The organism is Streptomyces sp. NPDC059917 (genome assembly GCF_042730635.1).
Classification (GTDB): Bacteria; Actinomycetota; Actinomycetes; order Streptomycetales; family Streptomycetaceae; genus Streptomyces.
This window is the reverse complement of sequence record NZ_JBHWLC010000077.1, coordinates 23,038-38,013: the sequence shown is the minus strand read 5'-3', so window position 1 is coordinate 38,013 and position 14,976 is coordinate 23,038. Positions and strand designations below refer to the sequence as shown.

The following is a 14,976-nucleotide window of genomic DNA, read 5'->3' as shown; positions in this document are numbered from 1 at the left end:
GCCGGAGTCCTCACCGACCGGGCCCCGCCGCGTCCACGGCTCAGGCGTGCAGGGTGGCCGAGCGGCGCGGGATCGCGAAGGAGTCCAGCTCGGCGCGGGTCAGCCCGGTGAGCGCGGTGACCTCCTCGGCGCCGACCGCGCCGCAGTCCAGGCCGCGGACCAGGTAGCCGGCCAGGGCCTTGGCGGTGGCGGGCTCGTCCATCACGTCGCCCTCGATCTTGGCGACGTAGGCCTTCAGGCGCGCGGCGGCGGCTTCCAGGCCCTCGCGGTAGAAGACGAAGACGGCCGCGTAGCGGGTCGGCAGGTGCGCCGGGTGCATGTCCCAGCCCTGGTAGTAGGCGCGGGCCAGGGCGCGGCGGGTGAGGCCGTAGTGCAGCTTCCACGCCTCGTGGACCTGCTCGGTGGTGCCGACGGGCTTGACGTTGGTCGAGCCGTCGGAGACGCGTACGCCGGTGCCCGCGGCCGCGACCTGCATGATCGCCTTGGCGTGGTCGGCGGCCGGGTGGTCGCTGGACTGGTAGGCGGCCGAGACGCCGACGCAGGCGCTGTAGTCGAAGGTGCCGTAGTGCAGGCCGGTGGCGCGGCCCTTGGAGGCCTCGATCATCCGGGCCACGGTGGCGGTGCCGTCGGAGGCCAGGATGGACTGGCTGGTCTCGATCTGGATCTCGAAGCCGATCCGGCCCGGGCGCAGGCCGCGGGTGGTCTCGAAGGCCTCCAGCAACTCGACGAAGGCGCTGACCTGCTCGGCGTAGGTCACCTTGGGCAGGGTCAGGACGAGGCCCTCGGGCAGGCCGCCGTGCTCCAGCAGGCCGGAGAGGAAGATGTCCGTGGTGCGGATGCCGCGGTCGCGGACGTTGGACTCCATGCACTTCATCCGGATGCCCATGTAGGGGGCGTTCGTGCCGTTGGAGAAGGCCTCCGAGACGAGGCGGGCGGCGCGGGCCGCGGCCTGGTCCTCCTCCTCGTCGGAGCGGACGCCGAAGCCGTCCTCGAAGTCGACGCGGAGGTCCTCGACGGGCTCGGCGAGGAGCTTGGCGCGCACGCGGTCGTAGACCGGTACCGCCAGTTCGTCGCTGATGCCGAGTACCTTGGCGAAGGTGGCCGCGTCCGGGGCGTGCTCGTCGAGCGCGGCCAGCGCCTGGTCGCCCCAGGAGCGGATGGTGTCCGCGGCGAAGACGTCACCGGGGACGTAGACCGTGTGGATGGGCTGGCGGGTACCGGGGTCGCCGGGGTAGTGGCGCGCGAGTTCCGCGTCCACCGGTGCGAGGGAGGCGCTGATGCCCTCGCTGACCGCACCTGCGAGGCTTGTCGCCACCTTCTCCTGCTGACCCATCGTGCACTCTCCTCTTTTCCGCTACACGGAAGCATTGATCCGCATAGCAGAATTTAGTCAGCGCATTCCGCTCCGTCAATGGTTGTCGGAAACAGCACGGGGCCGCGTGGCGAGAGTCACCACGCGGCCCCGGGGCACAGCGTCTACGCAGGTCAGGTCCGGTCGGCGACCGGAACCCGAGCTCAGCCCTTGCGGGCCTGGATCTCTTCGGTCAGCTGCGGGACGACCGCGAAGAGGTCGCCGACCACGCCGTAGTCGACCAGGTCGAAGATCGGGGCCTCGGAGTCCTTGTTGATGGCCACGATGGTCTTCGAGGTCTGCATGCCCGCGCGGTGCTGGATCGCGCCGGAGATGCCCGAGGCGATGTAGAGCTGCGGGGAGACCGACTTGCCGGTCTGGCCGACCTGGTTGGAGTGCGGGTACCAGCCGGCGTCCACGGCGGCGCGGGAAGCGCCGACGGCCGCACCGAGCGAGTCGGCGAGCGACTCGATGATGTGGAAGTTCTCGGCGCCGTTGACGCCGCGGCCGCCGGAGACCACGATCGCGGCCTCGGTCAGCTCCGGGCGACCGGTCGACTCGCGCGGGGTGCGGGAGACGATCTTGGTGCCGGTGGCCAGCGCGCCGAAGGTGACGGCGAGCGCCTCGACGGCGCCCGCGGCCGGGGCGGCCTCGACCGGAGCCGAGTTCGGCTTGACGGTGATGACCGGAGTGCCCTTGGAGACGCGGGACTTGGTGGTGAAGGACGCGGCGAACGCGGCCTGCGTCGCGACCGGACCCTCGTCACCCGCCTCCAGGTCCACGGCGTCGGTGATGATGCCGGAGCCGATGCGGACGGCCAGGCGGGCCGCGATCTCCTTGCCCTCGGCGGAGGAGGGGACGAGGACAGCCGCCGGGGACACCGCGTCGTAGGCGGCCTGGAGGGCGTCCACCTTCGGTACGACGAGGTACTCGGTGAACTCGGGGGCGTCGGCGGTGAGCACCTTGACCGCGCCGTGCTCGGCGAGCACGGCGGCGGTGTCGGCCGCGCCGGCGCCCAGGGCGACGGCGACGGGCTCGCCGATGCGGCGGGCGAGGGTCAGCAGCTCGAGGGTGGGCTTGCGGACGGCGCCGTCCACGTGGTCGACGTAGACGAGGACTTCAGCCATGGGAATGCTCCTGCGAAAGCGAAGTAGTCGGGGGAGGTGGGGCGTGACCGTGTGCGGCCGAAGCTCTTAGATGAACTTCTGGCCGGCCAGGAACTCGGCCAGCTGCTTGCCGCCCTCGCCCTCGTCCTTGACGATCGTGCCGGCGGTGCGGGCCGGGCGCTGCGCCGCGGAGTCGACCGCGGTCCAGGAGCCCTCGAGGCCGACCTCGTCCGCGTCGATCTCCAGGTCGGACAGGTCCCAGGCCTCGACCGGCTTCTTCTTCGCGGCCATGATGCCCTTGAAGGACGGGTAGCGGGCCTCGCCGGACTGGTCCGTCACGGACACGAGGGCCGGCAGGGAGGCCTCCAGCTGCTCGCTGGCGGTGTCGCCGTCACGGCGGCCCTTGACGGTGCCGTCCTCGACCTTGACCTCCGAGAGCAGGGTGACCTGCGGGACGCCCAGGCGCTCGGCCAGGATCGCCGGGAGGACGGCCATGGTGCCGTCGGTCGAGGCCATGCCGGTGATGACCAGGTCGTAACCGGCCTTCTCAATGGCCTTGGCGAGCACCAGCGAGGTGCCCATCACGTCGGTGCCGTGCAGGTCGTCGTCCTCGACGTGGATCGCCTTGTCGGCGCCCATGGACAGCGCCTTGCGCAGCGCGTCCTTGGCGTCCTCGGGGCCCACCGTCAGGACGGTGATCTCCGCGTCGTCGGCCTCGTCGGCGATCTGCAGCGCCTGCTCGACGGCGTACTCGTCGAGCTCCGACAGCAGGCCGTCGACGTCGTCGCGGTCGACGGTCAGGTCATCGGCGAAGTGCCGGTCGCCGGTGGCGTCGGGCACGTACTTCACACAGACAACGATCCTCAAGCTCACGCCGGCTCTCCTACTGCATCGTCTTTACTGGTGCTGCCTTGATGCAGGCAGCATAGGCGCCTTGTCGGCCCGATCCCGGTCGGGGCGGCCCGCGCTCCGAAGGGAATGTTACTCGCCAGTACACCCTGGGTCCCCTCCGGTTGCAAGGCCGACGAACTGTGACCTTGCCAACGCCGGACGGACCCGCTCCAGCAGGGACGATTCAGTCGCGCAACGCGTTGAAGCGCCCCTGGTGGTACAGCAGGGGACGACCTTCCCCGAGGGAGTCCCCGGCAACCGCCTCCGCGATGACCACCCGGTGCGCACCCGCCGGAACGCGGGCCACGATCCGGCAGACCAGCCAGGCCAGCACGCCGTCCAGCAGCGGGACCCCGTGCGGGCCCGTGGTCCAGTCGGTGTCCGGACCGAAGCGGTCGGCCCCGCTCCGGGCGAACAGCCCGGCCAGCTCCCGCTGGTGCTCGCCGAGTATGTGGACCCCGAGGTGTTCGGAGTCGCGTATCCCGGGCCAGCTGGAGGACCCGGTGCCGATGGTGAAGGAGAGCAACGGAGGGTCGGCGGAGACGGAGTTGAGCGAGGTGGCCGTGAAGCCCACCGGTCGGCCGCCGCTCGCGGAGGTGATCACCGCGACCCCGGCGGCGTGCTGCCGGAAGACGGAACGCAACAGGTCGGGCGAACCGGGGAGGACGGACTCGGGGTCCGTGGGGCGGGCGTCCGCGGAGCCCGCGCCGGCGGGGCGGGCATCGGCAGGGGCCGTGGTGGCGGTCAGCGCCGTCATCGAAATGTCTCTTCCTTCTGCAGCGTCGTCTGTCCCGGCCGGGTCGCCGGAGGAGGTGGGGGCGATCAGTGACCCCGACAGCGCGCGCTCGCGTACCGGACCAGGTCGAGGTGGACCCGTCCGTAAAGCAGGAGTTCGTACCGCATGCCGAAAGACTGGCGATCACCGGCGCGCACAGTCAAGCGGTGGCCCGCACATTGTCAGGTGCGTCACGCTCCGTGGGCCGGGACCGGTTCAGACGGCCGCGCCGAGGGCCGCGATCACGTCCGCCTTGCGGGGCATCCCGGCCGCCCGGCGCACGATCCGGCCCCCCGCGTCCAGGACCAGCACCGTCGGCGTCTTCCGCACTCCCAGGTCGCGGACGAGCGCGAGGTGGTCCTCGGCGTCGATCTCGATGTGCGCGACGCCCTCGACCATGGCCGCCACCTCCGCCAGGATCCGGCGGGTGGCCCGGCAGGGCTGGCAGAACGCGCTGGAGAACTGGACCAGGGTGGCCCGCTCCCCCGGTTCGGCGCCCAGTTCCGCGCGCCCCAGCCGCCGCCCGCCCGGGTGCTCCCGCCGCGACCCGGACTCCGGCTCCCGCTCCGGCGCGGGCTCCCGCGCCGGCTCCCCGCCCTGGTCCCGCACGTGTTCTCCCATCGTCGCGGCCCGTCCGTCCGTACCGTCATCCGTACGGTCGTCCGAGCGCCCGCCCGGCGCGCCGCATTCCCGGCGTGACAAGAATCTCTCCTGGTCGGGGCATCTGGACTGGCCACCGGGGCAGGTATGGGGCACGATCCCCATGGCTACGTACCTACGATGGCGTAACTTACGGCCGGGAGTACCTCCCCAGGCAGAAAGCGGGGTCTCCCCACATGGCTGAGTTCGTCTACCCCCCGGTGATCGGCGCGGCGCACACGCTCTTCAAGGCGCTGGACGTCCGCATCGACATGAAGGGCACCGAGAACATCCCCCGCAAGGGCGGTGCGGTGCTCGTCTCCAACCACGTCGGTTACCTGGACTTCATCTTCGCCGGGCTGACGGCGCGGCCGTCCAAGCGGCTCGTGCGCTTCATGGCCAAGGAGTCGGTGTTCCGGCACAAGGTGTCCGGCCCGCTGATGCGCGCGATGAAGCACATCCCGGTCGACCGCACGCAGGGCGAGTCCGCCTACCAGCTCGCCCTCGACTCGCTGCGCGGCGGCGAGATCATCGGGGTGTTCCCCGAGGCGACCATCTCGCAGTCCTTCACGCTGAAGAGCTTCAAGTCCGGTGCGGCGCGGATGGCGCAGGAGGCCGGGGTCCCGCTGATCCCGGTGGCGCTGTGGGGCACCCAGCGGATGTGGACCAAGGGCCACCCGAAGGACCTGCGGCGCAGCCACATCCCCGTGACGATGCGCGTGGGCGAGCCCATGGAGGCGCCGACCGACCAGTTCGCCGGTGCGATCACGCGGCGGCTGCGCGAGCGGGTGCAGGAGCTGCTGGACGCGGCGCAGCGGGCGTACCCGGCGAAGCCGAAGGGCGCGGACGACTCGTGGTGGCTGCCGGCGCACCTCGGCGGTACGGCGCCCACCCCCGCCCAGGTCCGCGAAGCGGGCTGACGGCCCGGCCGGACCGGGCGGCCGTCTCTATCCCGCCTCCACCCCCGCGGAGTACCGTCTCGACCCGGGGGGTGGTGGTCCTATGCGCGGGTTCAAGCGGTACCTGGCCGCGGCGCTGGCCGGCCGGTTCGCGTCCGAGGGGATGGGGATCGCGCTGGTGCTGCTGGCGCTGGAGCGGACCGGGAGCGCCGCGAACGGCGCCTTCGTCCTGACGGCCTGGTTGGCGCCGCACGTGCTGGCGGCCCCGCTCGCGGGAGCCGCCGCCGCGCGGACCGCGCGGCCCCGGCTCTTCCACGTGGGCGCCCTCGTCTGCTTCACGCTGGCCGTGGCGGCCCTGTCGGTGCTGGTGGGCCGGGCCCCGGTCCCCGTGGTGATCGCGGTGGCGGTGGCCGGTGGCAGCTGCGGACCGATGGTGACGGGCGGGCTGTCCAGCCTGGTGGCCTCGCTGGTCCCGGCGGGCGCCGGGCGCGACCAGGCCTACGCCTGGGACGCGGCCACCTACAACGCGGCGGGCGTCACCGCCCCGGCGGTGGTGGGCCTGGTCGCCGCGCTCGGTTCGGCGGGCCCGGCGATGGCCGTACTGGCCTGCTCGGGCGCGCTGGCCGCCGTCCTGGCCGCCCTGCTCCCGTACGAGGACCCCCGCGCCCGGCGCCGTGCGGCGGCGCCCCGACCCACCGCGGGCGGCGGTTTCGCCGCCCTGTGGCGGGTCCGCGAGCTGCGGGCGATCTCCGCGGCGACCACCTTGGCCTTCGTCGGCATCGGCGCGCTGAGCACCACGGCGGTCCTGATCACCCGCGGCCTCGGCGCCCCCGGCGCCGGGGGCGCCCTGATGACGGCCTTCGCCGTGGGCGCGCTGTCGGGGTCCGTGCTGCTGGCCCGGCGGCGGGCCTCCGGGCGCGCGGACGATCCCGGACTGCTGGCGCGCTGGGCGCTGGGCGGCACCGGGGTCGCGCTGGTCGCGGTCGCCTTCGCGCCGACCGTGCCGCTGGCCGCGGCCGGATTCGCGCTGGCGGGGGTGTGCGACGGCCCCCTGCTCACGGCGACACTGCGGATCCGGGCCGAGCACGCGCCGGAGGAGGTGCGGGCCCAGGTGTTCACCCTGGGCGCCGGGCTCAAGGTCACGGCGGCGGCCTCCGGGGCGGCCCTGGTGGGCCTCGCGGCGGGTCGGCCGCCGTGGATGCTGGTCCTGGGCATAGCGGCGCTCCAGCTCGCAGCGGTGGCCGTGCACCGGTTGGCCGCGGGCCCCGCCCGACCGGCCGCGGCGCCGCTCCCGGCACCGGCCCCGGCGCCGTCCCCCGCCGTCTCGCGGGACACCCCGCAGGACGCCCCCGCCGGGCCGTAGGCCGCCTTCCCCCTCCGCGCCCCGCCGTGTCCCTCCGGCAGGGAAGGGCGGAGCCGCTACAGGCCCGTCGGCAGGAGGTCCCACAGGGCCTTGCGGTCGGGGGCCTCGCGCAGGGCGTCGAGCACCGGTGCGGGCGGGGCGGCGTACAGGGTGGGGTAGTCGATCTCGCCCAGTTCCGGACGGACCGGGAAGGCCAGCCGCTCGACCTCCAGCGAGAACCGGGCGTCCACCCCCGGCTTGTTGCCGCGCGGGTCGATCCGGGACCAGCCGGAGCGTCCCGGCAGCCGCAGGGCCACCAGGCCGTGGACGACCGCGCCCGAGCCGTCGTCCTCCGCCAGGAGCTGGTAGCAGAGCCCGGTCGGCACGTCCCGGGCGCGCAGCAGCGCGGTCAGGGCGTGGGCCTTGGCGTAGCAGATGCCGGTGCGCAGGCGCAGGACGTCGGAGGCCCGCCAGGTGACGCGCGGATCGTCCGCGTCGTTCGAGTGCGGGATGGTGTCGCGGACGAAGACGAAGGCGGCCTCGGCGTATGAATATGCATCGCCGGTGTCGGCCCACAGGTCGGCGGCGGTCTCCCGCACCAGCGGGTGGCCGTGATCGATGACCTCGTCGGCCGCCAGATAGGGCGGGAGGTCGGGATGCTCCGGGATCGGTTCCATGATCGGGAGCATAAATATACCCCGCCCCGTAAGTCTATAGATTTACGGGGCGGGGTACGCGTACGTCGTCAGCGCGCCAGCTCTTCCTTGAGCGCCTGGAGGAAGCCGTCGACGTCCTCCTCCTGGGTGTCGAAGCCGCACATCCAGCGCACGTCGCCCGCCACCTCGTCCCAGAAGTAGAAGCGGAAACGCTTCTGCAGGCGGCGCGACACCTCGTGCGGCAGCCGCGCGAACACCGCGTTGGCCTGCACCGGATAGAGGATCTCCACCCCGTCCAGCTCCCGCACTCCCGCCGCCAGCCGCTGCGCCATCGCGTTCGAGTGCCGGGCGTTGCGCAGCCACAGGTCCTTCGCGAGCAGCGCTTCGAGCTGCACCGAGACGAACCGCATCTTGGAGGCCAGCTGCATCGACATCTTGCGGATGTGCTTCATCTGCCGGACGGCGTCCGGGTTGAGCACCACGACGGCCTCGCCGAAGAGCATGCCGTTCTTCGTGCCGCCGTACGAGAGCACGTCGACCCCGACCGCGTTGGTGAACGCGCGCATCGGCACGTCCAGCGACGCCGCCGCATTGGATATCCGGGCCCCGTCGAGGTGGACCTTCATTCCCAGCCCGTGCGCGTGCTCGCAGATCGCCCGGATCTCGTCCGGGGTGTAGACCGTGCCCAGTTCGGTGTTCTGGGTGATGGACACGACCTGCGGCATCGCCCGGTGCTCGTCCTCCCAGCCCCAGGCCTGCCGGTCGATCAGCTCGGGGGTGAGCTTGCCGTCCGGTGTCGCCACGGTGAGCAGCTTGAGGCCCGCCATGCGCTCGGGGGCGCCGCCCTCGTCGACGTTGATGTGGGCCGACTCGGCGCACACCACCGCGCCCCAGCGGTCGGTCAGGGCCTGCAGCGCGGTCACGTTGGCGCCGGTGCCGTTGAAGACCGGGTAGGCCTCGGCGTACGGGCCGAAGTGGCTGCGGATGACCTTCTGGAGGTGCGCGGTGTACTCGTCGTCGCCGTAGGCGACCTGGTGGCCGCCGTTGGCCAGGGCTATCGCGGCCAGGACCTCGGGATGCGCTCCCGCGTAGTTGTCGCTCGCGAAACCGCGCACCGCCGGGTCGTGGTGCCGGCGGGCGTCGGTCCTCAGGGTTGCGGGGTCAGCCACAGACGCTGTCCGTTCACTTCGGTGGCGGGCCGCTCCCAGACGCCGGTGATGGCCTCGGCCAGCTCCTTGACGTCGGTGAAGCCCGCGAACTTCGCAGTGGGTCGCTCGGCGCGCATCGCGTCGTGCACCAGTGCCTTGATGACCAGGATCGCAGCTGCGGCGCCCGGGCCGTCCTCACCTCCCGCCTTGCGGAAGGAGTCGGCGAGCGCCAGGGTCCACGCCTCGGCCGCCGCCTTGCCCGCGTTGTACGCGGCGTTGTTGGCGACCGGCTTGTGCGCGCCGGACTGGCTCACCAGGACGTAGCGACCGCGGCCGCTGCGCAGCAGGCCGTCGTGGAACGCGAGCGAGGTGTGCTGGACGGTGCGGATGAGGAGCTTCTCCAGGAAGTCCCAGTCCGCGAGGTCCGTCTCGGTGAAGGAGGTGCTCCCGCGCCAGCCGCCGACGAGGTGGACCACGCCGTCGACCGAGCCGAACTCCTTCTCGGTCCGGGCGGCCCACTCCTTGGTGGCGTCCAGGTCGAGCAGGTCGACGGTGTCACCGGTGACGGTGGCGCCGCCGTGGGCGTAGCGGGCGGCGTCCACCGCTTCCGCGAGGCGCGCCGCGTCCGCGTCGGCCGCTATCACCGTGGCACCCGCCTCGGCGAGGCGGATCAGCGTGGCGCGGCCTGCGGGCCCGCCGGCCCCCGCCACCGCCACGACCGCTCCGCTGAGCTTTCCGTTTCCGTTCCCGGAGCCGTTCATCGGTACTGCCTCCTCCGCGCGAGCGCTCACGCGGCGACCCGCTCTTCCTGGCGACGGTCCTCGGCGTTCAGCGCCGTGATCCCCTTGGTCGAGGCGATGACGCCCTTGAGCTTCTTGGCGAGGGCCTCAAAGAACATGCTGAGGGGGAACTCGTCGGCCAGCACGTCGTCCACGAGCTTGCGCGGCGGCTGCGTCAGGTCCAGGGCGTCCGGGCCCTTGGCCCAGCGGGAGCCCGGGTGCGGGGCGAGGTAGGTCGCGACCAGCTCGTAGGCCTTGAACCAGTGAACCAGCTTGGGGCGGTCGATGCCCGCCCGGTAGAGGTCCTCGATCTCGGCGCACAGCTGGTTGGTGACCTGCGGGGCGCGCATCCAGTCGATCTTGAGCGTGTTGTCCGTCCAGCGCACGACGTCGTGCTTGTGGAGGTACGCGAAGAGCAGCTGGCCGCCGAGGCCGTCGTAGTTGCGGTTGCGGTCACCGGAGACGGGGAAGCGGAACATCCGGTCGAAGAGGACGGCGTACTGCACGTCACGACCGTGCTCGTTGCCCTCGGACTCCAGCTTCACGGCCTCCTTGAAGGCGGTGAGGTCGCAGCGCAGCTCCTCGAGGCCGTACATCCAGAACGGCTGGCGCTGCTTGATCATGAAGGGGTCGAACGGCAGGTCGCCGTGGCTGTGGGTGCGGTCGTGGACCATGTCCCACAGGACGAAGGCCTTCTCGCAGCGCTCCTGGTCGGTGACCATGGCGGCGATGTCGGCGGGCAGGGTGACGCCGAGGATGTCCACGGCCGCCTCGGTGACCTTGCGGAAGCGCGCGGCCTCGCGGTCGCAGAAGATGCCGCCCCAGGTGAAGCGCTCGGGGGCCTCGCGGACCGCGATGGTCTCCGGGAAGAGCACGGCCGAGTGGGTGTCGTAGCCCGCGGTGAAGTCCTCGAAGGTGATGCCGAGGAAGAGCGGGTTGTCGTACCGGGTGCGCTCCAGCTCGGCGAGCCACTCGGGCCACACCATCTTGAGCGCGACGGCCTCGAAGTTGCGGTCCGGGTTCCCGTTCTGGGTGTACATGGGGAACACGACGAGGTGCTGCAGTCCGTCGGCGCGCTCGGCGGCCGGGTGGAAGGCGAGCAGCGAGTCGAGGAAGTCCGGCACTGCGAAGCCGTCCGCGACCCACTTGCGCAGGTCGGCGACGAGGGCGCGGTGGTAGTCGAGGGAGTGCGGCAGCAGCGGCGACAGCTGCTCCACGGCGGCGATCATCCGCTCGACGACGGTCTCGGCCTCAAGTCGCGTGGGCGCACCCGCGACCTCGAAGTCGATCGAACCGTCCTTGGCCTGCCAAGGGCGGATCTCCTCCACGGCGGCCTTGAGCTGGGGCCACGCCGGGTGGTCCACCACCCGCGCTCCGGCGGTTATCACGGCACCGACCGGTCCCGGCACAAGAGTTTCCGTCATTTCACTTCCTCCACAGGAGAACCTCACGTTAAGACAGCGTATGCATGTGAGGCTCTCCTGCTCAAGAGGTGAAGCCGGAAATTATCCTGCGTCACCCCCATCGGCGCCGCAATTCTTCCCGCTCGACACCGTCCGCGCGATCGCTTCGCCTACGCCGTCCAGGGCACGGCGGGCCGCGGGCAGGAAGTCGACCAGCCCCAGGAATCCGTGGAACATCCCCGGATGATGGTCCTCGTGGGCGCTCGTGCCCGCCTCGCGGAGCGCGCGAACGTACGCCGCCCCCTCGTCGCACAGCGGATCGCAGCCCGCGGTGACCACGTGGGCGGGCGGCAGCCCGGTGAGGTCCGCGCGCAGGGGCGAGGCCAGCGGGTCCGCGCCGTCGCCGCCGGGCCCGAGGTACTGCTCCCAGAACCAGCGCAGGTGCGTGGCGGTCAGGAAGTAGCCCTCGGCGTTGCGCCGCACCGAGGCGGTGTCCTGGGCGGCGTCCAGGGCGGGGTAGACGAGGACCTGGAGGGCGACGGCCGGGCCGCCCCGCTCACGGGCGAGCAGCAGCGCGGCGGCCGCCAGGTTGCCGCCCGCGCTGTCCCCGGCGATCACCAGCGCCCCGGGGTCGCCCCCGAGCTCGGCCACCTGCCCGGCCGCCCAGCACAGGGCGGCGTGGGCGTCGTGGACGGCGGCCGGGAAGGGGGCCTCCGGAGCCAGCCGGTAGTCCACGGACACCACCACGGCGCCGCCGGACCGGCACAGGTGCCGCGCGGTGGCGTCGTGCGTGTCCAGGTCGCACAGCACCCACCCGCCGCCGTGGCAGAACACCACGGTCGGCCGGGGCCCGGGCCACCGCTCCGGGTCGGGCCGGTACACGCGCACGGGCAGCGGCGGCGCCCCGGCGGGTCCGGGCACCGCCCGGTCCTCGACCCCGGCGACGGCGGGCACCGGCAGCGGCGACACCGGGAGCTCCGCGAGGATCCGGCGGGCGGTGGCGGCGTCGGTGACCCGGCCGCCTATGTCGGGGAAGGCTTCGGCGAGGGCGTCGGCGAAGGGACGCACGCCCGGATCGAGCCGGTCGGGGTCGGGGGCGAAGGGCGCAGCGGGGCTGGACGGCATCAGAGGTACCTCCGGCAGGGGTCGCGGATCGCGTGTCGCGCATCGGTCACTACCGCCGGGACGCGCCGCTCACACCTCCCGGAAGTGCGGGATGACCTTCTCCCCCCACTGCCGCAGCGTCTCCAGGCAGGCCTCCTGGGGCACGGTTCCCATCTGGATCAGGCACATCACCTCGTCCGCCCCGGCCCGGCGCAGCCGTTCGACGTAGGCGATCGCGTCGTCGGCGCCGCCGTAGGCGTGGTCCGCGTGGAAGGTGGCGGTCGCGGCGGGCCGGACCGGGATGTCCAGCTCGTGCAGCCGCGCCACCACCTGCTCGGCGGCCCGGCGCAGCCCCTCGCCCTCGTCCGCGCCCGCGACCACCGCCTCGTCCGGGACGCCCGCGCCGCCGTACCAGTGGCCGATGGACTGGGCGAAGAAGCGCTGGCCCCGGACCCCGATCCGGCGGGCCCGTTCCGGATCGTCGAGCACGATGGTCGGGCAGAGCACCGAGAAGTGGTCGTTGACCGCGCTCGACACGAACCGGGAGCCGTCGCGTCCGGCGATCGCCGCGTCGTAGGCGGCGCGCATCGCGGCGATCGACTCGGGCCCGGCGAAGCCCATCACCAGGGCGCCGACGCCCAGTTCGGCGGCCTGGCGCAGGGTGTCGGCGCGGCTGCACGCGAGGAACAGGGGCGGGTGCGGGGTCTGCCGGGGCCGGGGCAGGATCGGGTGCGGATCGATGTCGATCAGTTCGCCGTGGTACTCCAGCTCGTCCTCCTGCCAGGCCTTGCCGATGATCCGCAGTGCCTCCTCGACCTCCTGGGTCGTGCGGTCCCGGTCCACCCCGCACAGCGAGGTCTCCTGCTCGGTGCCGCCGCGGCCCGCGCCCAGGTCGAGCCGGCCGCCGGAGAGCAGGTCGAGCATCGCGGCGCGCTCCGCGACCCGGACGGGATGGTTGAAGTTGAAGGGCATGCACACCACGCCGTGCCCGATGCGTATGGTGTGCGTCTTGGCCGCGACCCACGTCAGGAAGACCTCCGGAGCGCTCATGTGGGCGTACCACTTCAAGGAGTGGTGCTCGACGGCCCAGATCCGGTCGAAACCCATCCGTTCGGCCAGGACGGCCTGCTCGACGCTGTCCCGGATGACCTGGTGCTCCCGCTCCACGGTCGGGTCGGCGAGCTGCGCCTCGAAGATGACGGAGAACTTCACGATGCCTCCAGGGTTGCGTCCGGTGCCCGGTCTCACTTCAATTCGAAATATGACTAGTAGTCAGACCTCGAGGAAGCAAGAGGCGCGCGACGACCTGCCGCCGACCGCGTGGGCGGTGCTCGGCCTGCTGTCCTTCCCCGGCGAGCGGACCGGGTACGAGCTGAAGAAGTGGGCGGACTCCTCCCTCCGCTTCTTCTACTGGTCGCCCGCGATCAGTCAGATCTACGCCGAGCTGCGGCGCCTGGAGGACCTCGGCTACGCCGCCTCCACGCGCTCGGGACCCGAGGAGGTCCGCGCCAAACGGCGGTACGCGATCACCGCCGCCGGGCGCGCGGCCCTGGCGGGCTGGGCCTCGGACACCGCCGAGGCCGGGCCCCCGGTGCTCAAGCACGGGCTGCTGCTCCGGGTCTGGCTGGGGCACCTGGCCGAGCCGGAGCGGCTGCGGGCCATGGTCACGGAGCACCTGGAGCGCACCCGGGGCGAGCTGGACTCCGTACGGGCGGCCCTCGCGGCCGCGGACGAACCGGACTGGGCCTTCCCCCGGCTGGCGCTGCGCTGGAGCGAGCGGCAGCACCTGGCCGAACTGGAGCTGACCGAAGCCCTGCTCGCGGACCTCGCGGAGCTCCCGGCTCCGGTCCCGGGCGAGGCGGCGCCCGGGCCCGTGGGACCGCCCGCGACCGGCACCGGGAGTCACCCTGGACCTGAGGTCGAGGGTCGGGGTCAAGGCGATGGGGACGCGCCCACGGCAGGGTGACGCCGGACGACGACGGCCGCCGTGCACAACCCTTGGCGGGAACCGGCCGGAGGGTCCTGCCGGAGCGCTGCACGGGCGGTCCCATCGCACCGTCGGCGCACTAGCATGCGTCCTCACCACGCGGGCGGTCGGGACACCGCGGCCGCGTGGGGAGCCGCCGTCGACGGAAGCGAGAGAACCTTGACTTTCCTCACCATCGGTCACCGCGGGGTCATGGGTGTGGAACCGGAGAACACCCTCCGGTCGTTCGTCCGCGCGCAGCGCAGCGGCATGGACGCGATCATGCTGGACCTGCGGCTCAGCAAGGACGGCGCACTCGTCGCCCTGCACGATCCCGAGGTCGACCGGACCACGGACGGCTCGGGGGCCGTCGCCGATCTGACCCTCGCGGAACTGCGCGGGCTCGACGCCGGGCACGGCGAACGGGTGCCGGTCTTCGAGGAGGTGCTGGACGCGGTCGCCGCGCCGCTGCTGGCCGCGGTGCGCGACCTCGGCTGCGCCCGGGTGCTGGCGGAGGTGCTGCTGCGGCGGGACCTGACCGGCCGGGTCGAGGTCTGCTCGGACGAGGACGCGGTGCTCACCGGGATCGCCGAACTGGTCCCGGGGGTGCGGACCGTGCTGAGCGCGAGCAGCTACGGCACGGACGTCGTGGAGCGGGCGCTGGCCGTCGGCGCGCAGACGCTCGCGCTGGACATCCGGCGGCTCACCCTGGAGACCGTCGAATCGGCGCACGCGGCCGGGCTGCGGGTGACGGGCTGGACGGTCAACACGCAGGAACGGCTCAAGCTGGCGCGGGCGTTGGAGTTGGACGCCGCGGTGACGGACCTGCCGGAGATCCGGCGCACGGGCCGTTTCACCGCCTGATCCGCCCCGCCTCCGGACCGGCCCCCGGCGCCCGCGCGGCGCCGGGCCGGTCC

15 protein-coding genes are annotated in these 14,976 nt (G+C 72.7%); 4 read left to right on the top strand and 11 right to left on the bottom strand.

The window, feature by feature from the left end; genetic code table 11:
* Window positions 1-40 precede the first annotated feature (40 nt).
* From ACFWAR_RS32035 to ACFWAR_RS32015, 5 genes are all read right to left on the bottom strand, one after another.
* Window positions 41-1,333 (bottom strand): DUF6986 family protein, encoded by a 1,293-nt coding sequence (locus ACFWAR_RS32035; protein ID WP_385784799.1) that lies wholly within the window; start codon window positions 1,331-1,333, stop codon window positions 41-43.
* Between the two features lie 182 nt (window positions 1,334-1,515).
* On the bottom strand, window positions 1,516-2,478 hold the full coding sequence (locus ACFWAR_RS32030) for an electron transfer flavoprotein subunit alpha/FixB family protein (protein ID WP_385784796.1): 963 nt from the start codon (window positions 2,476-2,478) through the stop codon (window positions 1,516-1,518).
* Between the two features lie 66 nt (window positions 2,479-2,544).
* Window positions 2,545-3,330, bottom strand: coding sequence for an electron transfer flavoprotein subunit beta/FixA family protein (locus ACFWAR_RS32025; RefSeq protein ID WP_354379410.1), 786 nt, complete (start codon window positions 3,328-3,330; stop codon window positions 2,545-2,547).
* 202 nt (window positions 3,331-3,532) lie between these two features.
* Window positions 3,533-4,105 (bottom strand): flavin reductase family protein, encoded by a 573-nt coding sequence (locus tag ACFWAR_RS32020; protein WP_385784792.1) that lies wholly within the window; start codon window positions 4,103-4,105, stop codon window positions 3,533-3,535.
* A 234-nt stretch (window positions 4,106-4,339) separates the two neighbouring features.
* Window positions 4,340-4,639 (bottom strand): TlpA family protein disulfide reductase, encoded by a 300-nt coding sequence (locus ACFWAR_RS32015; protein WP_385784808.1) that lies wholly within the window; start codon window positions 4,637-4,639, stop codon window positions 4,340-4,342.
* A gap of 320 nt (window positions 4,640-4,959) precedes the next feature.
* Between ACFWAR_RS32015 and ACFWAR_RS32010 the strand changes: the two genes are divergently transcribed.
* Together ACFWAR_RS32010 and ACFWAR_RS32005 are read left to right on the top strand one after the other, a co-directional pair.
* The gene (locus ACFWAR_RS32010; RefSeq protein ID WP_385784789.1) at window positions 4,960-5,682 is read left to right on the top strand and encodes a lysophospholipid acyltransferase family protein; all 723 of its coding nucleotides are present in this window, start codon (window positions 4,960-4,962) and stop codon (window positions 5,680-5,682) included.
* Window positions 5,683-5,764: 82 nt separating this feature from the next.
* Window positions 5,765-7,024 carry an MFS transporter gene (locus ACFWAR_RS32005; RefSeq protein ID WP_385784781.1) on the top strand — a complete coding sequence of 420 codons (1,260 nt, stop codon included), beginning with the start codon at window positions 5,765-5,767 and terminating at the stop codon, window positions 7,022-7,024.
* A 56-nt stretch (window positions 7,025-7,080) separates the two neighbouring features.
* On the opposite strand, the gene ACFWAR_RS32000 is transcribed toward ACFWAR_RS32005, so the two are convergent.
* From ACFWAR_RS32000 to ACFWAR_RS31975, 6 genes are all read right to left on the bottom strand, one after another.
* A complete protein-coding gene (locus tag ACFWAR_RS32000) occupies window positions 7,081-7,680 on the bottom strand; it encodes a transglutaminase family protein (protein WP_385784778.1) in 600 nt (199 codons plus the stop codon).
* 68 nt (window positions 7,681-7,748) lie between these two features.
* Complete coding sequence (locus ACFWAR_RS31995) at window positions 7,749-8,810, bottom strand: threonine aldolase family protein (protein WP_385784805.1); 1,062 nt, start codon at window positions 8,808-8,810, stop codon at window positions 7,749-7,751.
* Window positions 8,807-9,568 carry an SDR family NAD(P)-dependent oxidoreductase gene (locus ACFWAR_RS31990; protein WP_354379406.1) on the bottom strand — a complete coding sequence of 254 codons (762 nt, stop codon included), beginning with the start codon at window positions 9,566-9,568 and terminating at the stop codon, window positions 8,807-8,809. Before ACFWAR_RS31990 ends, ACFWAR_RS31995 begins: the two co-directional genes overlap by 4 nt.
* 26 nt (window positions 9,569-9,594) lie before the next feature.
* Entirely contained in the window at window positions 9,595-11,010 is a 1,416-nt protein-coding gene (locus ACFWAR_RS31985; protein ID WP_385784775.1) for a DUF6421 family protein, read from the bottom strand.
* Between the two features lie 81 nt (window positions 11,011-11,091).
* Window positions 11,092-12,114, bottom strand: a complete 1,023-nt coding sequence (locus tag ACFWAR_RS31980) for an alpha/beta hydrolase (RefSeq protein WP_385784772.1) — start codon at window positions 12,112-12,114, stop codon at window positions 11,092-11,094.
* Between the two features lie 69 nt (window positions 12,115-12,183).
* Complete coding sequence (locus tag ACFWAR_RS31975; RefSeq protein WP_385784769.1) at window positions 12,184-13,305, bottom strand: LLM class flavin-dependent oxidoreductase; 1,122 nt, start codon at window positions 13,303-13,305, stop codon at window positions 12,184-12,186.
* Between the two features lie 49 nt (window positions 13,306-13,354).
* On the opposite strand from ACFWAR_RS31975, the gene ACFWAR_RS31970 reads away from it, so the two are divergent.
* Both ACFWAR_RS31970 and ACFWAR_RS31965 read left to right on the top strand, forming a co-directional pair.
* Window positions 13,355-14,059, top strand: coding sequence for a PadR family transcriptional regulator (locus ACFWAR_RS31970; protein ID WP_385784767.1), 705 nt, complete (start codon window positions 13,355-13,357; stop codon window positions 14,057-14,059).
* 180 nt (window positions 14,060-14,239) lie between these two features.
* Window positions 14,240-14,923 carry a glycerophosphodiester phosphodiesterase gene (locus ACFWAR_RS31965; protein WP_385784764.1) on the top strand — a complete coding sequence of 228 codons (684 nt, stop codon included), beginning with the start codon at window positions 14,240-14,242 and terminating at the stop codon, window positions 14,921-14,923.
* The last annotated feature ends 53 nt before the right edge of the window (window positions 14,924-14,976 follow it).

Bases quoted from the DNA above. Each gene is read 5' to 3' on its own strand.
- ACFWAR_RS32010 (WP_385784789.1), top strand. From the start codon at position 4,960: ATGGCTGAGTTCGTCTACCCCCCGGTGATCGGCGCGGCGCACACGCTC.
- ACFWAR_RS31990 (WP_354379406.1), bottom strand. From the start codon at position 9,568: ATGAACGGCTCCGGGAACGGAAACGGAAAGCTCAGCGGAGCGGTCGTG.
- ACFWAR_RS31980 (WP_385784772.1), bottom strand. From the start codon at position 12,114: ATGCCGTCCAGCCCCGCTGCGCCCTTCGCCCCCGACCCCGACCGGCTC.
- ACFWAR_RS31985 (WP_385784775.1), bottom strand. From the start codon at position 11,010: ATGACGGAAACTCTTGTGCCGGGACCGGTCGGTGCCGTGATAACCGCC.
- ACFWAR_RS32005 (WP_385784781.1), top strand. From the start codon at position 5,765: ATGCGCGGGTTCAAGCGGTACCTGGCCGCGGCGCTGGCCGGCCGGTTC.
- ACFWAR_RS32020 (WP_385784792.1), bottom strand. From the start codon at position 4,105: ATGACGGCGCTGACCGCCACCACGGCCCCTGCCGATGCCCGCCCCGCC.
- ACFWAR_RS32035 (WP_385784799.1), bottom strand. From the start codon at position 1,333: ATGGGTCAGCAGGAGAAGGTGGCGACAAGCCTCGCAGGTGCGGTCAGC.
- ACFWAR_RS32030 (WP_385784796.1), bottom strand. From the start codon at position 2,478: ATGGCTGAAGTCCTCGTCTACGTCGACCACGTGGACGGCGCCGTCCGC.
- ACFWAR_RS31970 (WP_385784767.1), top strand. From the start codon at position 13,355: ATGACTAGTAGTCAGACCTCGAGGAAGCAAGAGGCGCGCGACGACCTG.
- ACFWAR_RS32000 (WP_385784778.1), bottom strand. From the start codon at position 7,680: ATGGAACCGATCCCGGAGCATCCCGACCTCCCGCCCTATCTGGCGGCC.